Below are 21,248 nucleotides of genomic sequence, written 5' to 3'. Positions count from 1 at the left end.
GTGCGGGGCGGCTCAATGGGCCGGGCATTTCACTTCCGGAGCGTCGAAGCCCAGGGTGTCGAGGTCGGTGCGCGGGTGCAGGAAGCCGTCCTGCGGCGACAGGCTCACCAGCGAACGCGGCTGTGCCACCATCATAGGCTGGCGCAGCTCGCCGTTCCACGGCCGGTACGACAGGGTGCGGCCCTTGAAGCCGGCGAGCTGGAAGGCCGGGCCGCGGATGTAGGCGGTGAGTTTGGCGGTCTCGCCGCTGGCGGTGCGGCTGGCCGCCTCGCCGACGCTGCGCACCGCCGCCCAGGCGGCGTAATCGACCGGCTGCATCGGGCGGTGGCTCTGCTGGCGGAAGCGGTTCTGCAGCTGCACCGCGCCCCACTGCTCGGCGGCGGCATGCCAGCCCTCGGCCGTCAGGCCCTGGGTGCCGGCCACCGGGCGCGGCAGCCAGGTGCGGTAAGACAGGTAGTCGCCGAAGTCGCCGCTCTCGTCGGCCACGATCAGCACATCGTAGTCCCCCACCTGGGTGAACACCGGTACCTCGCCCTGCGCGGTGCGGCGCGCGTCGTGGCCGTAGTTCCACGTCTTCTCCGCAACGATGCGTCCGCCGAAGCGCTTGGCGGCGCGCCGCAGCGCGGCGGCGTAGAGCTTGTCCTCCGGGCGCGGCCCGGTCACCAGGAACCACTTGCTCCAGCGCCGCGTGGCCAGGTACTGCGCCAGGGCGTCGGCCTGCATCGCACGGCCGGGCAGGGTGTGCAGCAGGTTGGCGCGGCACTGGCTCTGGCGCAGACGGTCGTCCGGCGCGCCGGCGTTGAACCACAGGTAGCGCGCTGCGGCGGGCTGCGCCATCAGGCGGTCGATGGCGCCGGCGCTGACATTCAGCACCACGAAGCCGGCGCCGCTCTTTTGCACCTTGGCCAGCATGTCGGCGCCGCTGGCGCCGGTCGGCACCGCGATGCGCGAGAGCTCGAAGCGCTGCTGCAGGAATTTGCCGGTGGTGTTGTTGTCGCTGATCGCCAGCTCGGCGCCGGCGCGCCCCAGGTCGTCGGGCACCGGTTCGATGTTGGCCAGCGGATTGGTCGCAACGCGGGCCTCTTCCAGGTAGATGAGGCGGATCGTGGTCTGGGCCGCCGCCGGCAGGGCCAGCAGGCCGGCGGCAAGACAGAACGCAAGGCGGACGGATAGCGCGGGCATGGCGGTTTCTTTTAATGGGTGGGAGGGTTGCTTGCAGATTGGCTTGGCCGTTGCCGGGCGTCCATTCGACTTAAGTCGCATGCCCTGGGGGCGTTTCTGCGACTTAAGTCGAATTGGCTCTCTGCACATGGCTGCCGAGAATTCAGTACGTGCTCACCTTCATTTTGTCGATGCGCTGTCCAAGCCCTCCGCGACCGCCACCGCACGATGCCAGGTGAACGCCCACACTGACCGGAGCCGTATCGATCCGGCACCCACTACAAAATCGGAGAGCCAGATGAGAAACACCAAGCCGACGCGCTCGTGGCGTCTGACCACACTGTCCACCTTGCTGGCTACGGCCGTGCTGGCGCCGCTCGCCACGGCCGCGGTCAGCGACAAGGACATCATCAACAGCAGTAAGGACACCCATAATGTGGTGACTTACGGCATGGGTCCGCAGGCACAGCGCTTCAGCCCGCTCACCCAGATCAACGCCAAGACCGTCAAGAAGCTGGTGCCGGCCTGGAGCTTCTCCTTCGGCGGCGAAAAGCAGCGCGGCCAGGAAGCCCAGCCACTGGTGTATGACGGCGTGATCTACACCACCGCCTCGTATTCCCGCGCCTACGCCGTCGATGCCCGCACCGGCAAGAAACTGTGGGAATACAACGCCCGTCTGCCGGACGGCATCATGCCCTGCTGTGACGTCATCAACCGCGGCATGGCCATCTACGGCGACCTGGTGTACTTCGGCACGCTCGATGCCCGTCTGATCGCGCTCGATCGCCATACCGGCAAAGTAGTATGGACCAAGAAAGTCGGGGAATACAAAGAAGGCTACTCCTACACCGCCGCTCCGATGGTCGTGAAGGGCAAACTGATCACCGGCGTGTCCGGCGGTGAATTCGGTATTGTCGGCAAGGTCGAGGCGCGCGATGCGCTGACTGGCGAGCTGGTGTGGTCGCGTCCGGTGATCGAAGGTCACATGGGCACGCTCAACGGCAAGGAAAGCACCATGACCGGCAAGCTCAATGCGACCTGGGAAGGTGACCAGTGGAAGCAGGGCGGCGGCGCCACCTGGCTGGGCGGTACCTACGATCCGGAAACCGACACCATCTTCATGGGCACCGGCAACCCGGCGCCGTGGAACTCGTGGACACGCAAGGGCGACAACCTCTACACCGCCTCCACCCTGGCGCTCAACCCGGATACCGGCGAGATCAAGTGGCACCTGCAGACCACTCCGCACGACGGCTGGGACTTCGACGGCGTGAACGAATTCATCCCGTTCGACCTGAAGAAGGACGGCAAGGTGATCAAGGCCGGCGCCAAGGCTGACCGCAACGGCTTCTTCTTCGTGGCCGACCGCACCAACGGCGATCTGCTCGGGGCTTATCCGTTCGTGTCCAAGATCACCTGGGCCAAGGGCTTCGACCTGAAGACCAAGCGCCCGATCTACAACGACGAAGGCCGTCCGGCCAATCCGTTCGACCCGGCCACCCAGGGTGCCGACGGCAAGGGCAAGCCGGTGTTCGCCGCGCCGTCCTTCCTCGGCGGCAAGAACTGGATGCCGATGGCCTACAGCCCGAAGACCGAGATGTTCTACGTGCCCAGCAACGAGTGGGGCATGGACATCTGGAACGAGCCCATCACCTACAAGAAGGGCGCGGCCTACCTCGGCGCCGGCTTCACCATCAAGCCGCTCTATGAAGACCACATCGGCGTGCTGCGCGCCATGGACCCCAAGACCGGCAAGATCAAGTGGGAATACAAGAACCCGGCTCCGCTGTGGGGTGGTGTGATGACCACTGCCGGCAACCTGGTGTTCACCGGTACGCCGGAAGGCTTCCTTAAGGCCTTTGACGCGCAAAGCGGCAAGGAACTGTGGAAGTTCCAGACCGGCTCCGGCATCGTCGGCAGCCCGGTGACCTGGGAAATGGACGGCCAGCAGTACGTCGCCGTCGTCTCCGGCTGGGGGGGCGCGGTACCGCTGTGGGGTGGCGAAGTAGCCAAGAAGATCAACACCATCACCCAGGGCGGCAGCCTGTGGGTATTCAAGCTGAGCCAGTAATCGAGTAGTCGCCGGCGGCACGCCCTGGCATGCCGCCGGCAGGAGAGAATCATGTTGAAAGCATTGCATATCGTCGTGGCGGGCCTGGTCCTGTTGCCCGCTCTGGCTTCGGCCGAGCCCTCCGCTGGGGAATCGCTGGCCAAGAAGAGTGGCTGCTTCGCCTGTCACAGCGTCCAGCGAAAAGTGATCGGTCCTGCTTACAAGGACGTGGCCGAGCGTTATGATGGGGAGAAGGGCGCAGTCGACAAGCTGGTCCTCAAGGTCAAGGAAGGGGGCAGCGGTGTCTGGGGCAGTGCCGGCATGCCGCCGCAAGCCCAAGTCAAAGACGAGGATATCCATCGCATCGTCGAATGGGTCCTGAGTCTGAAATGATTCCGAGCCGGCTGGGCATCACGCCCCGCCGGTTTGTTTTCGAGCCCGTCGTCACGCCGCGCGCTGCCCCCGCGCGGTAGGCCGAGGGCTCCGGGAGCCGTTCAAGATGGAAGCCACGGTGTTGATTGCGGACGACCATCCGCTGTTTCGCGAGGCCATGCGACTGGTGGTGTCTTCCGCGTTGGGCGAGGGCAGCGAGATCGTCGAGTGCGAGTCGCTGGACGCAGCACTCGACGCGGTGCGCCGCAACCCCAACATCGAGCTGGCGATGATCGACATCAACATGCCGGGTATGGACGGTCTGGCCGGGCTCGCCCGGCTGCGCCAGCAGGCGCCGACGCTGCCGGTGATCGTGGTCTCGGCCGACGAGCGCCACAGCACCGTGGAGGCGGCGATGTCGGTGGGCGCCTCCGGCTTCATCCCCAAGTCCTTCTCGCGCGACAGCATGACCGAGGCGGTGAACGCGGTGTTGGGCGGCGACATCTACCTGCCGCCGTCGCTGGCCGACCGCGACACCGGGGTGCCTGGCAGCAGTCCCGAACAGCTGCAGGACCTGGCCAGCCGTCTCGCCCTGCTCACCAAGCAGGAGCGCTGCGTGCTCGACTACATCGTCGGCGGCAAGTCGAACAAGGTGGTGGCGATCGAACTCAACATCGCCGAGAGCACCGTCAAGGCCCACGTCTCGGCCATCCTGCGCAAGCTCAAGGTCTCCAGCCGCACCCAGGCGGTGATCAAGGTCGGCGCCTTGCTGCGCATGTGATGCGGCGCGCCGGCACCGTTCTGGCTGGCGTCATTCCCTTGAAACCCGTTCCCGATCTCGCTGCGCATCCTTGATCGGGGCTCATGTGCCCTGTGTGGGAATCTTTCGCTGGGCACATCAACGATGTGCATGCAGAGATTCGCTCCGCGAGCGGGACCCCTCATGTACTCTCCAGTTCATGAGGGTTCCTGCGTTGCTCTTCACCCCGCTGAGGGCTGTTCGAGACAGATCGTGAACAGGCTCTTAGAGCGACTTTTCGAAATGCGCCACCAGGCTCTTCAGTGCCTTGGTGGTGTCAAACAGCTTGCCCACCGCGTCCGCCGCCTGTTCCACGCTGTGCGCGTTGCTTTCGGTGATGGCGCTGACTTTCTCCATGTTGTGCGCCACCTCGTTGGAAGCCTGCGACTGCTGGTTCAGCATCGCCGCGATGTCGCGGGCGCTGTCGGCGACCCCGAGGCTGGCCTGCTCGATCTGGCCCAGGCTGGCCGAGGTCTCGCCGATCAGTGCGCTGGCCTGGCCGGTGACCTGGCTGGCGCTATCGATCGAGGACAGCGCACCGTGGGCGTGCAGTTGCACCTGACTGATCGAGGCGCTGATCTCGGCGGTGCTGTTGCTGGTGCGTTCGGCCAACTTTCTGACTTCGTCCGCCACCACGGCGAAGCCGCGTCCCTGCTCGCCGGCGCGTGCCGCCTCGATCGCCGCGTTGAGCGCCAGCATGTTGGTCTGGTCGGCGACGTCCCGGATCAGCTCGGTGACCGAGCCGATGCGCGCCACGGCCGTGTGCAGGGTGGCGATGGTGTCGCGTGCCTGGGCGATGACGCCGCGCAGGTCGTCGGTGCGTTGCAGCGAGTGCTGCATGCGCTGGTTGCCCGCCTGGACCAACTGGCGCGCGGTGGCGGCGTGTTCGGAGCCGAGGCGGGTGGAATCGGCGATCTCGTTGACCGAGACAGTGAGCTGCTCTAGCGCGGCGGCCACCTGGGCGATGTCGTTGCTCTCGTCCTTGGCGCGCGCGCGTAGCGTCTCGGCCTGCTCGCCGATGCGCTGGGCGTCCTGGCCGATGCGCTCGGTGGCCGACACCACGTCGGCGAGGATGGCGCGCAGGTTGATGCGGGTGGTCTCCAGGCGCTGCAGCAGCATGGCGCACTCGCGCGGCCCCTGCTCGGCGATCGGGGTCTTGAAGTTGCCTTCACCGAAATCGGTCAGTGCCGCGTCGGCGCGCCGCAGCGTGGCGCGCACCCGTTGCTGCAGCAGCAGCGTTGCCGTGCCGCTGGCCAACAGCACCAGCAACAGCCCTCCCTCGCGCAGCAGGGGCGAGGCAGGCCAAGCGCTGGCCGCTCCCAGCAGCAGCGTCGTGGCGAGGATCGCTAACTGCCATGTCAGCCAGGAGGTGTGGTGCTGGCGCCGGGTGGCCGGAAAGGTGGCGTGGCCGGCGTTGATCTCGCGGTACAGCCGCTCGGCTTCGCTCACCTTGTCGCGCGCCGGGGCCGCGCGCACCGACATGTAGCCGACGTGCCGGCCGTGCTCGGTGAGCGGCGTGACGTAGGCGTCGACCCAGTAGAAGCCGCCGCCCTTGGCGCGGTTCTTCACCAGGCCCTGCCAGGGATGGCCGTCCTTGATGGTGTCCCACAGGTCCTGGAACGCCGCCGGCGGCATGTCGGGGTGGCGCACCACGTTGTGCGGCTGGCCGATCAGTTCCGCCTCGGCAAAACCGCTGATCTCGACGAAGGCGGGATTGGCGTAGGTGATGCGGCCCTTGAGATCGGTCTTGGTGACGATCGGCCGGCGCGGGTCGAGAAACAACTCCTGCTCGGTGACGGGAAGGTTCTGGCGCATGCTGCCCCCTTGGATGGAAGGAATGGCTGCCGGAGGCCCGGCACCATGGCAAATGAGTTATTCTTATGGCATTGCATGGGTGCTTCTAACATCTGTTCTAGCTGAAGTTATCCATACTGCAAGCAGTGTTTTGGCGCGCCGGACGACGCTCGGCCAGGCGGCATGAACTCGCCGCCCCCGCCGCGGGTCTACCCTCCCTCCTGCTCATGGCGCCTCGGGACGGTTACAATCGGGGGCGACGTGTTCCCTTTATTACGAGCCGCCCGCGCCGATTGCGGTGGCGGGTGGCCGGCATTCAATCGAGTCGCAAGCGTGATTTCCAGAAAACTCAGTCTGTTGTTGCCGGTACTGCTGCTGGCGGCGTGCGCCGTGGCGCCGCGCCCGGCGGATACCTCGGTTCGTTTCGAAACCGCCAGCGTGGCCGAACTGCCGCAGTGGCAGCAGCAAGCCGCGGGCGAGTCGCTGACGGCGCTGCAGCAAAGCTGCAAAGCGGTGGCGAAAAAGCCGGAATGGAGCGGCGTGTGCCGCACCGCCGCCGCCGTCCCGGCCAACGACGCCGCCGCGGTACGCCGTTTCTTCGAGACCCAATTCCAGGCCTGGAAGCTGCGCGACGGCGAGCGCGACAGCGGGCTCATCACCGGCTACTACGAGCCGTTGCTCAACGGCAGCCGCGTCAAGACGGCGCGCACCCCGTATCCGCTGTACGGCGTGCCGGCCGATCTCTTGACGCTGGACGTGCCGCCCGCCGAGCGCGCCAAGAGCGTGCTGGTGGCGCGGCGCGGGTCGGGCAACAAGCTGACGCTGCGTGCCGGCGCGACCGTGGCCGGTCCTGGCGAGGTGGAAGTGCGGCCGGCCGACTTCCCCAGCGACGGCCGTACCAACAAGCTGCGCGGCCGGCTCGTGGGCCAGCGCCTGCGGCCCTACTACACCCGCGCCGAGATCGAGCAGGGCCAGGGCGTCGGCAGCGCGCCGGTGCTGGCCTGGGTGGAAAACCCGGTCGAGCTGTTCTTCCTGCAGGTCCAGGGTTCGGGCCGCATCCAGCTCGAGGACGGCAGCTTCCTGCGCGTCGGCTACGCCGAGCAGAACGGCTACGCCTACCAGTCGATCGGCCGCTGGCTGGTGGATCGCGGCGAGCTGACCCTGGCCGACGCCTCGATGCAGGGCATCCAGGACTGGATCAAGGCGCATCCGGGGCGCCAGCAGGAGCTGTTCAACGTCAACCCGAGCTACGTGTTCTTCAAGCCGCTGGCGCACGCCGAGGGCGGGCCGCTCGGCACACTGGGCGTGCCGCTCACCGACGGCTACAGCATCGCCGTCGACCCGCGCTACATCCCGCTCGGCGCCCCGGTCTACCTGTCCACCACCTGGCCGCTGTCGAACCAGCCGCTGGTGCGGCTGGTGCACGCGCAGGACACCGGCGGGGCGATCCGCGGGCCGATTCGCGCCGACTTCTTCTGGGGCTTCGGCACCGAGGCCGGCATGTACGCCGGGCGCATGAAACAGCCGGGCAGCCTGTGGATCCTGCTGCCCAAGGGCATGAAGCCGAGCCAGGCCATTTGATCCGGACCCGACCATGAAACCAACCCCGTTCCTCCTCATCCTGTCGTTGCTGGTGCTGACCGCCTGCAACGAGTCCTCGTCATCCGCCGCCAAGGAGGAGGGGACCAAGGCGCCGCCGGCACGCGAGCTGGCCGCAGGGGACGTGCTGGTCGCCAAGGTGGCACCGCTGGCCGACACCCTGGCCTTTACCGGTACCCTCAACGCGCTCGACAGCAGCACCGTCGCCGCCGAGGTCGAGGCGGTGGTACGCGAGGTGGCGGTGCGCGAGGGCGAACGGGTGCGGCGCGGCCAGTTGCTGGCGCGGCTCGACAACGAGACCCTGGCGCAGAGCGTGGCCGAGCAGGAGGCGCAGCTTGCCAACAGCCGGGCACGGCTGGGCTTGGCGCGCGTCAAGCGCGACAAGCAGCGCGAGCTGTACGACCGGGGCTTCATCTCGCGCCTGGCGTTCGAGGAAGTGGAGAGCGATTTCCAGGTGCGGGTCGGCGAGCTGAAAGCCCAGGAAGCGCAGCTGGCGCGCGCGCGCAAATCGCTGGGCGATACCCGCCTCAGCGCGCCGATCGACGGCGTGGTGTACCAGCGCGCCATCAACCCGGGCGAGCTGGCGCAGCGCAATACGCCGCTGTTCCGCATTGCCGACCTGTCGGTGCTGGAACTGGCGGCCAGCGTGCCGGCGCGGCTGGTCGGCAAGCTGCACGTCGGCCAGCATGCCCGTTTCAGCGTCGAAGGGTTGGCCGAAGAATTCGATGCCGAGCTGGTGCGGCTCAACCCGGTCGCGGCGGGCGGCACGCGCAGCTTCACCGTCTACCTGCGTGTGGCCAACCGCGACGGCCGGCTCAGCGCCGGCCAGTTCGCCAAGGGCGGCATCGTGCTCAACGAGGTCGCCGATGCGGTCAGCCTGCCGCTCGCGGCGCTGCACGACCCGGGCAGCAAACCGTGGGTGTTGCTGGTGGAGCACGGCCGGATCGTCAAGCGTCCGGTCAGTGTGCGCTTGCTGGCCGAGGGCGCCGGGCGCGCCGCCGTCGGCGGCGTCAAGCCGGGCGAGACGCTGTTGGCCGCCAACCTGCTGGGCGTCAACCCGGGCGATGCGGTGACGCTCGCCGGCGCACGTTGAGGACGCCGCCATGTGGTTGACCCGCGTCAGTATCCGCAACCCCTACTTTGCCACGGTGCTGATGCTGGCACTGTTGGTCTTGGGTCTGTTCGCCGCCTGGCGTCTGCCGGTGGAGGAGTTTCCCGACATCCGCTTCCCGGTGGCGGTGGTCAGCACGACCTACAGCGGCGCCTCCCCCGAAGTGGTGGAGAGCGAGGTGAGCCGGCCGCTGGAAGAGGCGATCAACACCATCAGCGGCATCAAGCACATCCGTTCCTATTCCTTCGAGGGCAGCTCCACCATCGTGGTCGAGTTCGAGCTCTCCACCGATCCCAATGTCGCGGTGCAGGACGTGCGCGACCGCGTCGGCTCGGTGCAGGGGCGCTTCCGGCGCGAAATCTCCACCCCCACGGTGTCGCAGTTCAACCCCAATGACCAGCCCTTGCTGTCGATTACGCTGAGTTCGCCCGAGGTCAGCCCGCGCACCCTGACCACCTGGGTCGACAACGTGCTGAAGAAGCGGCTGCAGACCGTGTCCGGTGTTGGCGAGGCCAAGCTGGTCGGCGGGGCCAAGCGCGAACTGCGCATCGACCTTGACCCCTACCGGCTCGAGGCGGCCGGGCTGTCGCTGCCCGACGTGGCGGCGGTGTTGCGCCAGGCCAACCAGGACTACCCGGCCGGCGACGTCGGCACCAGCAGCCGCGAGCTGTCGGTGCGCGTGGCCGGCAAGCTCAAGTCGCCGGCCGACTTCGCCGCGCTGCCGCTGGCCTGGCAGAACGGCAACCCGGTGCGGCTCGCCGACGTGGCCGAGGTCAGCGATGCCGAGGCCGAACCCTCCAGCGTGTCGCTGATCGATGGCAAGCCCGCGGTCGGGCTGGAGATCCGCGCTGCGCGCGGCGCCAACGTGGTCGAGGTGGCAGACGGCGTGAAGCGGGTCATCGCCGCCGAGCGCGGCCAGATGCCGCCGGGCACGGTGGTCACCTACACCTACGACAAGTCGCAGGACGTCAAGAACTCGCTGGCCGACGTGCGCGCCACGCTGATCGAGGGCGCGGTGCTGACGGTGCTGATCGTGTTCTTGTTCCTCGGCAGCTGGCGCAGCACGGTGATCACCGGGCTGACCCTGCCGGTGTCGCTGATCGGCACGCTGTTTGCGGTGCAGGCGCTGGGCTTCACCCTCAACCTGATGACGCTGATGGCGCTGTCGCTGTCGATCGGGCTGTTGATCGACGACGCCATCGTGGTGCGCGAGAACATCGTGCGCCACGCCAACATGGGCAAGGGCCATTTCCAGGCGGCCTTGCAGGGCACCGAGGAGATCGGCCTGGCGGTGTTCGCCACCACGCTGACGGTGGTGGCGGTGTTCCTGCCGGTCGGCTTCATGGGCGGCATCATCGGCAAGTTCTTCCACGAATTCGGCCTCACCGTGACCGTGGCGGTGCTGATCTCGATGCTGGTCAGTTTCACCCTCGACCCGATGCTGTCCTCGATCTGGCATGACCCGCACCACCACGGCGACCGCCACAAGGGCCCGCTCGGGCGCCTGCTCGACGGATTCGAAAACTCGCTCGACAGGTTGGCCGAAGGCTACGTCGGGGTGATCCGCTGGGCGCTGGGCCACCGCAAGACGGTGCTGGCGGCGGCGCTGGCGCTGACCGCCGGCAGCTTCGCGCTGGTGCCGGTGATCGGCGGCGAATTCCTGCCGCGCGAGGACAAGGGCGAGTTTGCGCTGAGCTTCAAGACCGCCCCCGGCTCCTCGCTGGCCTACACCGAAGGCAAGGCGCGCGAGCTGGAGCGTGCGCTGCGCCGCCTGCCCGAGGTGAGGTCGGTCAACATCATCGTCGGCGGCGGCCGCTTCGGTGCCAGCAAGAACGAGGGGCGCCTCATCGTCAACGTCGGCAACAAGAAGCAGCGGCAGCGCGGCCTGTTCGCGCTGATGGACGCGGCGCGGCGCGAGAGCGGCCGGCTGGCCGGTGTGCAGATCCTGTCGATCGAAGAGCTGGGCAAGAAGGGCGGTGGCGGCAAGCCGGTCAACATCGGCCTCCGGGGCAGCGACCTTGCCCAGCTCGAACAGGCCGCGGCCGATCTGCAACGCCGGCTCGTCGCCATTCCCGGCGTCAGCGACATCGAGTCCAGCCTGAGCGAGGCCGACCCGGCGCTCAACGTCGAAGTGCGGCGCGACGCCGCCGCCAGCCTCGGCATCGATCTCGCCGCGGTGGGCGAGAGCCTGTCCACGCTGCTGGCCGGCAATGTCGTCACCACCTGGGAGGCGCCGGACGGCGAGAATTACGACGTGCGCCTGCAGGTGCCCAAGGAGCAGCGCCGCGAGGGCCTGCTCGACGTGCTGACCGTGGCCGGCCCCAGCGATGCCCAGGGCCACAAGCCGATGGTGCCGCTCTCCACCGTCTCCGCCACCCGGAACGCCGAGAGCCCGCGCCAGATCGACCGCGTCGACCTGCTGCGCGAGGTGACGCTGACCGCCAACGTGTCCGGCCGCGATACCGGCTCGGTATTCGCCGACATCGGCAAGCTCACGGCGTCGCTCACGCTGCCGCCGGGGGTGACGCTGGCGCAACAGGGCGAGCGCCAGGACATGCAGGAGTCGCTGAGCTTCGCCGTGCAGGCGCTGGCGATGGGGGTGATCTTCATCTACATGATCCTGGTGGCGCAGTTCCGCAGCTTCACCCTGCCGCTGTCGATCATGGTGGCGCTGCCGCTGGCTTTCGTCGGCGTGTTCCTGGGCCTGCTCGCATTCGGCTCCACGCTCAACATGTTCTCGGTGATCGGCATCGTCATGCTGATGGGGCTCGCCGCCAAGAACGGCATCCTGCTGGTCGACTTCATCAACCAGTCGCGCCGCGAGGGCATGACACGCGAGGACGCCATCGTCGAGGCCGGACGGGTACGACTGCGGCCGATCATGATGACCAGCCTGGCGATGATCTGCGGCATGCTGCCCCTGGCGCTGGGGGCGGGCGAAGGCTCCGAATCGCGCGCGCCGATGGCGCACGCCATCATCGGCGGCATGGTGACCTCGACGCTGCTGACGCTGCTGGTGCTGCCGGTGGTGTACACCTACCTCGACGGCCTGCGCGAGCGGGTGCGGCGGATGTGGGGTGGCAAGCGTGGCGGAGAGGTGGGGCGGGTGTCGTAGTGGCATCGGCAGTCCGCCGCCGAGCGGTCTGAATGAAAACAGCGCCACGGTTTTGCCGTGGCGCTGTCGTTTTCTGTGGCCTCAATCAATGTTGCTGGCGAGTGTGTGGGGGGCGGTATCACTTGGCCTCCTCGCCTGGGTTGTTGCTTGCCTGGGGTGGCAGAGGTGTGGGGCTTGCCGGTCCCGCCCGGCAGGCGGGTCGAGGGGCTTGTCTCGCCAAGCCCCTCGACGCTCCCAAGGCGAGCCCACCGCCGCTTGTCTCCGTCTGGCTGGAGGATGGCGAGGTGCGGCGGAAACTAGCCGGTCGCTAACGTCGCCCGGCGTCGAACAGCCCGCCGCTTAAGACCTCGCCATCCCCCATCCAGTCGGCGCGGCAGAAGGGCGGGTGGGGCGCGTCGGTCATGTCTTAGTTTTGGGGATAACAGGCAAAGGAGGAAACGTGGGTGCTCTCGGCTGTGTGGGCCGAAGGCAGTTATCCACAACTGCTTAGCCTGCCTCGTCGGCTTTTGCTTTGGGTTTGCCTTTTCACCAATCCAAATCAACCCAGTTAATTCGTCAGTAGCGGGCCCCCCTTTTGTCGTGCCGCTGGGTGGGCATGGCAAGGTTTTAAGCGGCTGGCTGTTCGACGCCGGGCGACGTTAGCGCCCGGCTAGTTCCAGCCGCGCCTTGCCATGGCCGGGCCCCGGCGGGAAGCCGAAGGCCTGACTGAGCGAGGCAAGCGAAGCGTCGCGAAGGAATAGCGGTGGGGGTCGCCTTTGGGGGTGAAGGGGGAGTTTGGCGACGCAAACTCCCCCTTCCCGTCCGCCGGGCGGAACCGGCCCCCGCACACTCGCCAGCTTCTCCCGGAGTCAAAACATGACCGATGCGACCAATCCGCCCGTCCGCCGGGCGGAACCGGCACCCTGCACACTCGCCAGCAGTATCGGAAGAAACAACCGGATCATTGCAGGCTCTGCCTCCCAGCCTGGCAGAACCAGCCCCACCCATTATGGCAACAACTGGGTCACCTCCGTGATTCGGAGGCTATACCTAGACATACCCCCATCCCACAGGACGACCCCCATGCGCCCCCAGATTTTCGTCAACCTGCCGGTGAGCGACCTCACCAACTCCATCGCCTTTTTCACCAACCTCGGCTTCAGTTTCAATCCCCAATTCACCGACGAGACCGCCACCTGCATGATCGTCTCCGACGACATCTTCGTCATGCTGCTGACCGAAGCCAAATTCAAAACCTTCACGCCCAATGAAATCTGCAACGCCAAAAAGTACACCGAAGTGCTGGTGTGCCTGTCGGTCGAAAGTCGCGAGCGGGTCGACGAACTGGTGCGCAAGGCCGTCGACGCCGGCGGCTCGACGTACAGCGAACCACAGGACTACGGCTTCATGTACGGCCACGGCTTCCAGGACCTCGACGGTCACATCTGGGAACTGGTCCACATGGTGCCGGGGGCCGAAAACGAAGGCTGATCGAGCCAAGTGAGGAGGCCAGGCAATTCGTGAGCGAAGCCTGGCCGATGGCAGGGAGAGGGCAGAGGACGGGAGGATTGAACCATCCGTCTGAGCCAGGGACGTGTATGTAAATACGTTTGGTTATTAAAAAACAAATTTTTATTATTTTTAGTGCTATTGATGGCTGTTGTATAGTCGGCCCATACCATTCATCCAGGGCCTGCACCATGCGCGCCGACTACGCCGATTTCGACTTCATTATCCAGCCCGGCTGGAACAACTCCGCCCCCGAGCACTGGCAGAGCCACTGGCAGCAATTGCTCGGCGCACGCCGCGTCGACAATCACGAGTGGAACACGCCCCGGCTCGAAGATTGGCTCGATGGGCTCGACCGTGCCGTCGAGGCGAGCCGCCGCCCGGTGGTGGTGGTCGCGCACAGTCTCGGCTGCGTCACCGTCGCCCACTACGCCCGGCGCCATCCGCACAAGCTGGCCGGCGCACTGCTGGTGGCGCCGGCGGACGTCGAGCGCGCCAGCGCCCCGGCTGCGCTGCAGCCCTTTGCCCCGCTGCCGGCGGAGGCTTTGCCGTTCCCCGCGCGCATCGTCGCCAGCGATACCGATCCGTTCTGCCGGCCGCTACGCTCGGCCCGCATCGCCAGCCTGTGGCAGGCGCCGCTGACGTGGCTGGTCGATGGTGGTCATATCAACGTGGCGTCCGGCCACCACCAGTGGGAAGAAGGGCTGGCCCAGCTCGACGCCTTGCTGGACGCCGTGAGTGCCGGGCGGGACGGGGCTCGGCGGCAGGCCTGAGCCTGGAGGGCTGCCAATAACGGCACGGACGGTGCCGTCTGGCCGCCGCCCTCGTGGCGGGCAGGCCGCTTCACTCCGCCAGCGCCACCACCACGCGCTTGTTGCGCGCGCCCTTGCTCTCGATCTTCTTGATCACGACCGGGCCGATCTCGCCGGTACGCGCCACGTGAGTGCCGCCGCAGGGCTGCAGGTCGACGCCGTCGACCTCGATCAGGCGGATTTCCGGCAGCTCCAAGGGCGGCGTGACCGACATGGTCTTGATCAGCTCCGGCTGCGCCTTGAGCGCCTCGCCCGAGGTCATCATCACCTTCACCGCGCGGTCCTCGGCGATCAATCGGTTCAGTTCGCGCTCGATCTCGTCACGATCCAGCACCATGCCTTCCGGCAGGTCGAAGTCGAGCCGGCCCGATTCGGTGGTCAGGTTGCCGCCGGTGACGCCGGCCTTGATCACCACCGACAGCAGGTGCAGGCAGGTGTGCACGCGCATGTGGCGGTGGCGCCGTGCCCAGTCCAGCTCCAGCGTCACCGGGGTGCCTCCGGCCAACCTTGGGGCATCGGCCGCCACCAGGTGCACGATGTCGCGCGTAGCCTTGTCGCGGCGGGTATCCAGCACCGCCAGTGCCACGCCGTCGGCGCTGCGCAGGGTGGCGCAGTCACCCGGCTGGCCGCCGCCGAGCGGGTAGCACAGCGTCTCTTCCAGCACCACGCCCTGTTCGTCGTGGCGGCGTACCCGGGTCTCCAGCCGGGTCTGGTAAGGGTCGCGGTAGAAGGCTTCCTGCATGATCTCTCCTGTGTGTCCTGTCGGGATGTTGCCACTCGCCAAAGCGTGAGGAACGCGTTTTCAAGAAGAGTGGGGACGGTGTCGTCGCTTGGCAAGGCACAATCGCCGCCGTTTCCCGCCATACAGTTCAGAACCCGTTCACGATCGTGCTGCGCCTCCCTGATCGGGGCTCCTGTGCTCAGCGTGCGAATCCATCGCCCAGCGATAGGAAATCCCCATGTATTCCAATCCATTCCGCTTCCTGCGCTGCTCTTCATCTCGCGGAGGGTTGCTCGCGACAAATCGTGAAGAGGCTCTCAGATCAGCCCGTCCAGCCAGCGCAGCAGCTGCCACGCCGCCATGCCAAGCAGCAATACCCCGGCCAGCAGGCTGATCAACCGCCGCTGCGGTGTGCCGAGCCGCTGCCCGAGCCGCCCCGTGACCAGCGCCAGCAGCCCCCACCACAGTGCCGATCCGGTAAAGACCCCGGCGATCATGCTCCAGGCGTCCGCTGCCGACAGCGCGCTGCGGCTTGCCGCCAGCGCCGCGAACACCCCGCTGAAGGCGACGATGGTCATCGGGTTGGCGAGCGTCAGCGCGAAGGTGGAGAGAAACAGCCGCGGCAGCCGCCCTCCCGGCAGCGCGGCGGCGCTGGTGGCGGCCGCTCCGCTTTGCAAGGTGCGCCAGCCGAGCCAGCCCAGAAACACCGCGCCGGGCAGGCTCAGCCACTGCTGCAGACCGTCCAGATAAGCCGACAGCACGGCGAGGCCGAAGGCGCCCAGCGCGCCATATAGCCCGTCGGCGCAGGCCGCGCCCAGCCCGCTGACGAAGCCCGCCAGCCGGCCGTGCTGCAAGGTGCGCTGGATGCACAGCAGGCCGATCGGCCCCACCGGGGCGGCAATCGCCAGCCCCATCAGCACCGCCTTGGCACCCAAGCCCCAACTGCTCTCCATGCCTGTCTCCTCCCGGGTTTCCGATACGCCTCAGTGTGCCCGCGGCAGCGCCGCGCTAACATGGCGAAACACAGGAAGTTAGCAATGGCCGCCTGAAAATATAAGGCTAAAATGAAAAGGGGGAGAAAATCGTCATGGAACTGGACCGGAAAAACTGGGCCATTCTCGAGGCCCTGCAGCAGGATGCCCGACTCACCCTGACCGAGCTGGCGCGCCGCGTGGCGCTGTCGGTGCCGGCGGTCACCGAACGCGTCAAGCGCCTGGAAGAAGCCGGCGTGATCACCGGCTACCACGCCGACGTGGCGCCGCAGCAGGTTGGTTACGGCCTCTCCGCGCTGATCGGCATCAACTGCGCCCAACCCTACAAGAACCGCCTGCTCGACACGCTGCGCGCCGCGCCGGAGGTGCTGGAATGCTGCCACGTCACCGGCAGCGACTCCTACATCATCAAGGTCGTAACGCGCGACACCCGCCACCTCGAGGCCTTCATCGGCCGTATCAACCACTTCGGCGAGACGCGCACCTCGATCGTGCTGTCGGTGCCGATCCCGCCGCGCGCGATCCAGCCCTGCGTACCGGATGGAACGTGAGCCAGGCGGCGGCGCGTCACGGGCATGGCGCCAACACGATGATGGCCAGGCCGGCGGGTCTCACCAGCGCGGATGGCGGTGCCAGGGGAAGCCCGGCCAGAAATCGTCGCGGTAATCCAGCCGGTACTCCAGGTAGGCCGGGTAGTAGCGCTTGAGGAAGGGGGCTTCCAAGTCCGCCGGGCAGACGTTCTCGTAGCGCTCGCCGCGGCGGCCGACGCGCTCGCCATTGTCCGGCGTGCAGTACTCGCGCAAGCCTTGCTCGCGTGCCGCCAGATAGGCCTGGCGGTCGATGCCGAGGCCGAAGCGGGCGCAGGCCTCGACGTGCTTGTCCAGCCGCCACAGCCCGTAGCCCTGGCGGCCGTCTTCCAGACCGAGCCGGGCGGCGGGCTTGCTGCGGCACTCCTGCTCGTTGAGCGTGGCGCAACCGGCGAGCAGGACCGTCAGCGCAAGCAACAGGAAACGGGGCATCGCTTTCTCCAGAATCCGGAAGCCGTGGAGGCTCAGCGTCGCGCGGCGGCGACCCGCGCGGCGACCAGCTCGAGCGCCGGGTCGTTGGCACCGTGCGGCAGGATCACGTCGGCAAAGCGCCGGGTGGGCTCGACGAACTGCTGGTGCATCGGCCGCACCGTGGCCAGGTACTGTGCGACGACTTGCTGCAGGGTTCGACCGCGCTCGGCGATGTCACGTTCCAGGCGGCGGATGAAACGGATGTCGCCGTCGGTATCGACGAATAGCTTGAGCGCCATGCGCTCGCGTAGTGCAGCATCGTGCAAGGCCAGGATGCCCTCCAGCACGATCACCGGCGCCGCGGCGACGGTCTGGCTGTGGTCGGCGCGGCGATGGGTGGCGAAATCGTAGTGCGGCATGGCGACCGGGCGGCCTTGGTCCAGCGCGGCGAGATGCTCGCGCAGCAGCGCCCAGTCGAACGCGTCAGGATGGTCGTAGTTAGTCTGGCTGCGCTGCGCTGCCGATAGCTGCGGCTGGTCGCGGTAGTAGTTGTCCTGCACCAGCAGCGCCACGTGCTCGGGACCGATGGCCTCGACCAGGCGGCGCGTCACGGTGCTCTTGCCGCTGCCGCTGCCGCCGGCAATGCCGATGATGAAAGGGGGGGGAGGTAGGGCTGGGCTCATGGCGCGCGTTCCGTCAGGCAAACACGCGCCATTCTAGAGCCTGCGAGGCGTCCGGTCACGGCCGGGTACCGCTGGCGTCGAGGTCCCGGGGACGGCGCATGGGCGGGTCAGACGAGCGGTGTTCCCACTTCCGCTTCGGCGTCGTCGTACCATTGCTGCATCGCCGGCAGCTCCAGGATATGGTCGGCGTAGGCTTGGGAGCGCGGCGGCAGCTCCACGTCGTAGCTGACGAAGCGCGCCACCACCGGCGCGTACATGGCGTCGGCAATAGTGAAATGGCCGAACAGGAACGGCCCGTTGTCCTGGTGATGGTGCAGCAGCTCCTCCCACATTTCGACGATACGGCGGATGTCGGCCGCCGCCGCCTCGGGCACGGCGAAACCGCTGTGGCGCGAGACGATATCCATCGGCAGGTGCTGGCGCAGCGCGGCGAAGCCGGAGTGCATCTCGGCGGCGACCGAGCGGGCCAGCGCGCGTTCGGCCATGTCCTCCGGCCACAGACGAGCTGCCGGAAAGCATTCGGCCAGGTATTCGCAGATCGCCAGCGAATCCCACACCCTGATCTTGCTGTCCAGCAGCACCGGTACCTTGCCGGCCGGGTTGGCGGCCAGGATGCGGCTCTGGGTATCGGGCTGAAACAAGGGAATCAGCTGTTCGTTGAACGGCTCGTCCAGCATCTTCAGCACCAGCCAGGGGCGCAGCGACCAGGACGAGGAATTCTTGTTGCCGATGACCAGGGTGAACATGGGGTTCTCTTTCATGACGGGAGCACTCCTCATTGTGGAAACAAAAACGCCCAGCGGCAAGGCAGGGCGTTCCGGGAGTTAAAGCTTGTGCAAGAAATCGTCGTGAGCGCCCCCAGGCCGGTTCGAGAAGCACAGCCGTACAAATGGTACGGCGAGCATCGCAGGAACGGGATCGGGGCGCGCAGCAGATTTATTCACAAGCTCTCAGGCCACTTCGTCGATCCAGGCTTGCTGGATCGCTTCCAGCACCTTCTCGCCGCCGCGTTGGTGGTCGTCGTCGAATTCAGGCAGCTCCACCACCCAGTTGTGCAGGTCGGTGAAGCGGATCGCGGTCGGGTCGACTTCCGGGTGGGTGTCGGCCAGTTCGATGGCGATGTCGTGGATGTCGGTCCATTTCATGGTTCGGCTCTCCTCAGAGCTTGTAAAAGAAATCGTAGCGAGCGCCCCTCAGCGGGGTGAAGAGCAGCACAGAAACCGGAATGTACAAGTAGTACATGAGGATTTCGCGCAGCGCATGAGCCCCGATCAGGGACGCGCAGCAGATTTATTCACAAGCTCTCAGTGGTTCTCGCGGGCGAGGTTGATGGTATAGCGCGGAATCTCCACCACCAGGTCCTCGTCGCTGACGATGGCCTGGCACGACAGGCGCGAGTTGGCTTCCAGCCCCCACGCCTTGTCCAGCATGTCTTCTTCCAGCTCGTCGGCCTCGTTCAGCGACCCCATGCCCTCGCGCACCACCACGTGGCAGGTGGTGCAGGCACAGGACATTTCGCAGGCGTGCTCGATTTCGATGTGGTTTTCGAGCAGCACGTCGCAGATGCTCTTGCCGCTCTCGGCATCCTCGATCACGGCGCCTTCCGGGCACAGTTCGACGTGGGGCAGCACGATGATTCTTGGCATGGGTGATCCTTACAATTCGGCGATGTTGTGACCCTTGAGCGCGCGCTGCACGTTGCGGTCCATGCGGCGGGCGGCAAAGGTTTCGGTGAGACGGTTGAGCTGGTGGGCGGCTTCGTTGATCGCCACGGTGCGGTTGCCGGCGATGGCGTCGGCCACCGCGCCGAGGCCGGCCTCGATGGCGGCCAGCTCGTCGGCGCTGAGCAGGTCGCCGTCGGCGGCGATGGCGGCGCGGGTGGCGTCGGCCAGGCTTTCGGCGTCGACGATGGCCTCACGCAGCTTGCGCGCCTCGATGTCGTCCTGCACGTGCGCCAGTGAGTCGGTCAGCATGCGCGTGATCTCCTCGTCGGACAGGCCGTAGGACGGCTTGACCTCGATATGGGCTTCCACGCCCGAGGTCAGCTCGCGCGCCGACACCGCCAACAGACCGTCGGCGTCCACCTGGAAGGTGATGCGGATGCGCGCCGCCCCCGCCACCATCGGCGGAATGCCGCGCAGCACGAACTGCGCCAGCGAGCGGCAGTCGCTCACCAGTTCGCGCTCGCCCTGCAGCACGTGGATCGACATCGCGGTCTGGCCGTCCTTGAAGGTGGTGAACTCCTGGGCACGGGCGATCGGCAGCGTGCTGTTGCGCGGGATGATCTTTTCGGTGAGCCCGCCCATGGTCTCTAGCCCTAGCGACAGCGGGATCACGTCGAGCAGCAGCCAGTCGTCGTCCTGCTTGTTGCCGGCCAGCACGTTGGCCTGCATCGCGGCGCCCAGCGCCACCACCTTGTCTGGGTCGAGGTTGGTGAGCGGGGTCTGGCCGAACAGGTCGCCCACCGCCTTCTGGATGTGCGGCATGCGCGTGGCGCCGCCCACCATCACCACGCCCTTGACGTCGTCGACGCCGATGCGGGCGTCGCGCAGCGCCTTGCGTACCGGCAGCAGGGTCTTGTCGACCAGGGTCTTGGTGATGTCGCGGAAGGTGTCCTGGTCGAGCGTCAGGTCGATGGCCTGGCCGTCGGACAACAGCGCGGTGAGATGGGTGCTGGCGTGCTCGGTGAGCGCCTCCTTGGCTTCGCGCGCGCAGGTCAGCAACAGGCGCGAGTCGTGCGCGTTGAGGCCGGACAGGCCGGCCTGCGCCAGCGCCCAGCAGTACACGCGATGGTCGAAGTCGTCGCCGCCGAGTGCCGAGTCGCCGCTGGTGGAGAGCACCTCGAACACGCCCTGGGTCAGCTTGAGGATGGAGACGTCGAAGGTGCCGCCGCCGAGGTCGTACACCACGTAGACGCCCTCGGAGCTGTTGTCGAGACCGTAGGCGATGGCGGCGGCGGTCGGTTCGTTCAGCAGGCGCAGCACGTTGAGCCCGGCCAGGCGGGCGGCGTCCTTGGTGGCCTGGCGCTGGGCGTCGTCGAAGTAGGCCGGCACGGTGATCACCGCGCCCACCAGCTCGCCGCCGAGGGACGCTTCGGCGCGTTGCTTGAGCGCGCGCAGGATGTCGGCGGAAATCTCCACCGGGCTCTTCGGGCCGGCGCGGGTGATCAGCTGCACCATGCCGGGCGCGTCGACGAAGCGGTAGGGCTGGGCGGCGGCCTCGCTGATGTCGGCCAGGCCGCGTCCCATGAAGCGTTTCACCGACACGATGGTGTTGTGCGGGTCGCGGCTCTGCTCGGCCTGCGCGGCGAAGCCCACCGCCACGTCACCGTCGTCGAGATAGCGCACCACCGAGGGCAGCAGGCTGCGGCCGCACTCGTCCGGCAGCACGCCGGCCGCGCCGCTGCGCACGGTGGCCACCAGCGAGTTGGTGGTGCCGAGGTCGATGCCGACGGCGAGGCGGTGTTGATGGGGTGCGGCGGAGAGGCCGGGTTCGGCAATTTGCAAGAGGGCCATGGTGGTCAATCGTGTTGTAGAGGCGGCTTCGGCCAACC

General features: G+C 67.1%; 19 protein-coding genes. 9 read left to right on the top strand and 10 right to left on the bottom strand.

Annotated features, from left to right (window positions below; genetic code table 11):
- Nucleotides 1–12 precede the first annotated feature (12 nt).
- Nucleotides 13–1,182: an ABC transporter substrate-binding protein gene (locus tag B9N72_RS14100; RefSeq protein ID WP_085276948.1), complete on the bottom strand. Its 1,170-nt coding sequence runs from the start codon at nt 1,180–1,182 to the stop codon at nt 13–15.
- Nucleotides 1,183–1,459: 277 nt separating this feature from the next.
- Between B9N72_RS14100 and B9N72_RS14095 the strand changes: the two genes are divergently transcribed.
- The 3 genes from B9N72_RS14095 to B9N72_RS14085 all read left to right on the top strand — a co-directional run bounded on the left by B9N72_RS14095 (nt 1,460) and on the right by B9N72_RS14085 (nt 4,364).
- Complete coding sequence (locus B9N72_RS14095; RefSeq protein ID WP_085276947.1) at nt 1,460–3,232, top strand: PQQ-dependent methanol/ethanol family dehydrogenase; 1,773 nt, start codon at nt 1,460–1,462, stop codon at nt 3,230–3,232.
- A gap of 51 nt (nt 3,233–3,283) precedes the next feature.
- Nucleotides 3,284–3,604, top strand: a complete 321-nt coding sequence (locus tag B9N72_RS14090) for a c-type cytochrome (RefSeq protein WP_085276946.1) — start codon at nt 3,284–3,286, stop codon at nt 3,602–3,604.
- 106 nt (nt 3,605–3,710) lie between these two features.
- Nucleotides 3,711–4,364 (top strand): response regulator transcription factor, encoded by a 654-nt coding sequence (locus B9N72_RS14085; protein WP_085276945.1) that lies wholly within the window; start codon nt 3,711–3,713, stop codon nt 4,362–4,364.
- A gap of 243 nt (nt 4,365–4,607) precedes the next feature.
- On the opposite strand, the gene B9N72_RS14080 is transcribed toward B9N72_RS14085, so the two are convergent.
- Nucleotides 4,608–6,197, bottom strand: coding sequence for a methyl-accepting chemotaxis protein (locus B9N72_RS14080; protein ID WP_085276944.1), 1,590 nt, complete (start codon nt 6,195–6,197; stop codon nt 4,608–4,610).
- A 312-nt stretch (nt 6,198–6,509) separates the two neighbouring features.
- Between B9N72_RS14080 and mltA the strand changes: the two genes are divergently transcribed.
- From mltA to B9N72_RS14055, 5 genes are all read left to right on the top strand, one after another.
- Complete coding sequence (gene mltA, locus B9N72_RS14075) at nt 6,510–7,757, top strand: murein transglycosylase A (RefSeq protein ID WP_085276943.1); 1,248 nt, start codon at nt 6,510–6,512, stop codon at nt 7,755–7,757.
- A 13-nt stretch (nt 7,758–7,770) separates the two neighbouring features.
- A complete protein-coding gene (locus tag B9N72_RS14070; RefSeq protein ID WP_085276942.1) occupies nt 7,771–8,868 on the top strand; it encodes an efflux RND transporter periplasmic adaptor subunit in 1,098 nt (365 codons plus the stop codon).
- A 10-nt stretch (nt 8,869–8,878) separates the two neighbouring features.
- Nucleotides 8,879–12,001, top strand: coding sequence for an efflux RND transporter permease subunit (locus B9N72_RS14065; RefSeq protein ID WP_085276941.1), 3,123 nt, complete (start codon nt 8,879–8,881; stop codon nt 11,999–12,001).
- A 1,062-nt stretch (nt 12,002–13,063) separates the two neighbouring features.
- Nucleotides 13,064–13,471, top strand: a complete 408-nt coding sequence (locus tag B9N72_RS14060; RefSeq protein WP_085276940.1) for a VOC family protein — start codon at nt 13,064–13,066, stop codon at nt 13,469–13,471.
- A gap of 209 nt (nt 13,472–13,680) precedes the next feature.
- Nucleotides 13,681–14,262 (top strand): RBBP9/YdeN family alpha/beta hydrolase, encoded by a 582-nt coding sequence (locus B9N72_RS14055; protein ID WP_085276939.1) that lies wholly within the window; start codon nt 13,681–13,683, stop codon nt 14,260–14,262.
- 70 nt (nt 14,263–14,332) lie between these two features.
- Here the strand turns inward: B9N72_RS14055 and B9N72_RS14050 are convergent, their stop codons facing one another.
- Together B9N72_RS14050 and B9N72_RS14045 are read right to left on the bottom strand one after the other, a co-directional pair.
- Nucleotides 14,333–15,043 (bottom strand): alanyl-tRNA editing protein, encoded by a 711-nt coding sequence (locus B9N72_RS14050; protein WP_085276938.1) that lies wholly within the window; start codon nt 15,041–15,043, stop codon nt 14,333–14,335.
- 296 nt (nt 15,044–15,339) lie between these two features.
- Nucleotides 15,340–15,975 (bottom strand): LysE family translocator, encoded by a 636-nt coding sequence (locus B9N72_RS14045; protein ID WP_085276937.1) that lies wholly within the window; start codon nt 15,973–15,975, stop codon nt 15,340–15,342.
- 134 nt (nt 15,976–16,109) lie between these two features.
- Between B9N72_RS14045 and B9N72_RS14040 the strand changes: the two genes are divergently transcribed.
- Nucleotides 16,110–16,565 (top strand): Lrp/AsnC family transcriptional regulator, encoded by a 456-nt coding sequence (locus B9N72_RS14040; RefSeq protein ID WP_085276936.1) that lies wholly within the window; start codon nt 16,110–16,112, stop codon nt 16,563–16,565.
- A gap of 60 nt (nt 16,566–16,625) precedes the next feature.
- Here the strand turns inward: B9N72_RS14040 and B9N72_RS14035 are convergent, their stop codons facing one another.
- From B9N72_RS14035 to hscA, 6 genes are all read right to left on the bottom strand, one after another.
- Nucleotides 16,626–17,033 carry a DUF2799 domain-containing protein gene (locus B9N72_RS14035; protein WP_085276935.1) on the bottom strand — a complete coding sequence of 136 codons (408 nt, stop codon included), beginning with the start codon at nt 17,031–17,033 and terminating at the stop codon, nt 16,626–16,628.
- Nucleotides 17,034–17,065: 32 nt separating this feature from the next.
- Nucleotides 17,066–17,695, bottom strand: coding sequence for a uridine kinase (udk, locus tag B9N72_RS14030; RefSeq protein WP_085276934.1), 630 nt, complete (start codon nt 17,693–17,695; stop codon nt 17,066–17,068).
- A 107-nt stretch (nt 17,696–17,802) separates the two neighbouring features.
- Nucleotides 17,803–18,456 (bottom strand): glutathione S-transferase family protein, encoded by a 654-nt coding sequence (locus B9N72_RS14025; protein ID WP_085276933.1) that lies wholly within the window; start codon nt 18,454–18,456, stop codon nt 17,803–17,805.
- A 189-nt stretch (nt 18,457–18,645) separates the two neighbouring features.
- Nucleotides 18,646–18,840, bottom strand: a complete 195-nt coding sequence (iscX, locus tag B9N72_RS14020) for a Fe-S cluster assembly protein IscX (RefSeq protein WP_085276932.1) — start codon at nt 18,838–18,840, stop codon at nt 18,646–18,648.
- A 159-nt stretch (nt 18,841–18,999) separates the two neighbouring features.
- Nucleotides 19,000–19,341, bottom strand: coding sequence for an ISC system 2Fe-2S type ferredoxin (gene fdx / locus B9N72_RS14015; protein ID WP_085276931.1), 342 nt, complete (start codon nt 19,339–19,341; stop codon nt 19,000–19,002).
- Nucleotides 19,342–19,350: 9 nt separating this feature from the next.
- Nucleotides 19,351–21,210 (bottom strand): Fe-S protein assembly chaperone HscA, encoded by a 1,860-nt coding sequence (hscA, locus tag B9N72_RS14010; RefSeq protein WP_085276930.1) that lies wholly within the window; start codon nt 21,208–21,210, stop codon nt 19,351–19,353.
- Between the last annotated feature and the right edge of the window lie 38 nt (nt 21,211–21,248).

The sequence above is a fragment of the Pseudogulbenkiania subflava DSM 22618 genome (assembly GCF_900177275.1).
Lineage (GTDB): Bacteria > Pseudomonadota > Gammaproteobacteria > Burkholderiales > Chromobacteriaceae > Pseudogulbenkiania > Pseudogulbenkiania subflava.
Note: the sequence above shows the minus strand (reverse complement) of the source record. Positions and strands in the feature narration are given on the sequence as shown.

Coding starts and splice junctions, on each gene's coding strand:
- B9N72_RS14100 (WP_085276948.1), bottom strand. CDS start 1,182: ATGCCCGCGCTATCCGTCCGCCTTGCGTTCTGTCTTGCCGCCGGCCTG.
- B9N72_RS14095 (WP_085276947.1), top strand. CDS start 1,460: ATGAGAAACACCAAGCCGACGCGCTCGTGGCGTCTGACCACACTGTCC.
- B9N72_RS14090 (WP_085276946.1), top strand. CDS start 3,284: ATGTTGAAAGCATTGCATATCGTCGTGGCGGGCCTGGTCCTGTTGCCC.
- B9N72_RS14085 (WP_085276945.1), top strand. CDS start 3,711: ATGGAAGCCACGGTGTTGATTGCGGACGACCATCCGCTGTTTCGCGAG.
- B9N72_RS14080 (WP_085276944.1), bottom strand. CDS start 6,197: ATGCGCCAGAACCTTCCCGTCACCGAGCAGGAGTTGTTTCTCGACCCG.
- B9N72_RS14070 (WP_085276942.1), top strand. CDS start 7,771: ATGAAACCAACCCCGTTCCTCCTCATCCTGTCGTTGCTGGTGCTGACC.
- B9N72_RS14065 (WP_085276941.1), top strand. CDS start 8,879: ATGTGGTTGACCCGCGTCAGTATCCGCAACCCCTACTTTGCCACGGTG.
- B9N72_RS14060 (WP_085276940.1), top strand. CDS start 13,064: ATGCGCCCCCAGATTTTCGTCAACCTGCCGGTGAGCGACCTCACCAAC.
- B9N72_RS14055 (WP_085276939.1), top strand. CDS start 13,681: ATGCGCGCCGACTACGCCGATTTCGACTTCATTATCCAGCCCGGCTGG.
- B9N72_RS14050 (WP_085276938.1), bottom strand. CDS start 15,043: ATGCAGGAAGCCTTCTACCGCGACCCTTACCAGACCCGGCTGGAGACC.
- B9N72_RS14045 (WP_085276937.1), bottom strand. CDS start 15,975: ATGGAGAGCAGTTGGGGCTTGGGTGCCAAGGCGGTGCTGATGGGGCTG.
- B9N72_RS14040 (WP_085276936.1), top strand. CDS start 16,110: ATGGAACTGGACCGGAAAAACTGGGCCATTCTCGAGGCCCTGCAGCAG.
- B9N72_RS14035 (WP_085276935.1), bottom strand. CDS start 17,033: ATGCCCCGTTTCCTGTTGCTTGCGCTGACGGTCCTGCTCGCCGGTTGC.
- udk (WP_085276934.1), bottom strand. CDS start 17,695: ATGAGCCCAGCCCTACCTCCCCCCCCTTTCATCATCGGCATTGCCGGC.
- B9N72_RS14025 (WP_085276933.1), bottom strand. CDS start 18,456: ATGAAAGAGAACCCCATGTTCACCCTGGTCATCGGCAACAAGAATTCC.
- iscX (WP_085276932.1), bottom strand. CDS start 18,840: ATGAAATGGACCGACATCCACGACATCGCCATCGAACTGGCCGACACC.
- fdx (WP_085276931.1), bottom strand. CDS start 19,341: ATGCCAAGAATCATCGTGCTGCCCCACGTCGAACTGTGCCCGGAAGGC.
- hscA (WP_085276930.1), bottom strand. CDS start 21,210: ATGGCCCTCTTGCAAATTGCCGAACCCGGCCTCTCCGCCGCACCCCAT.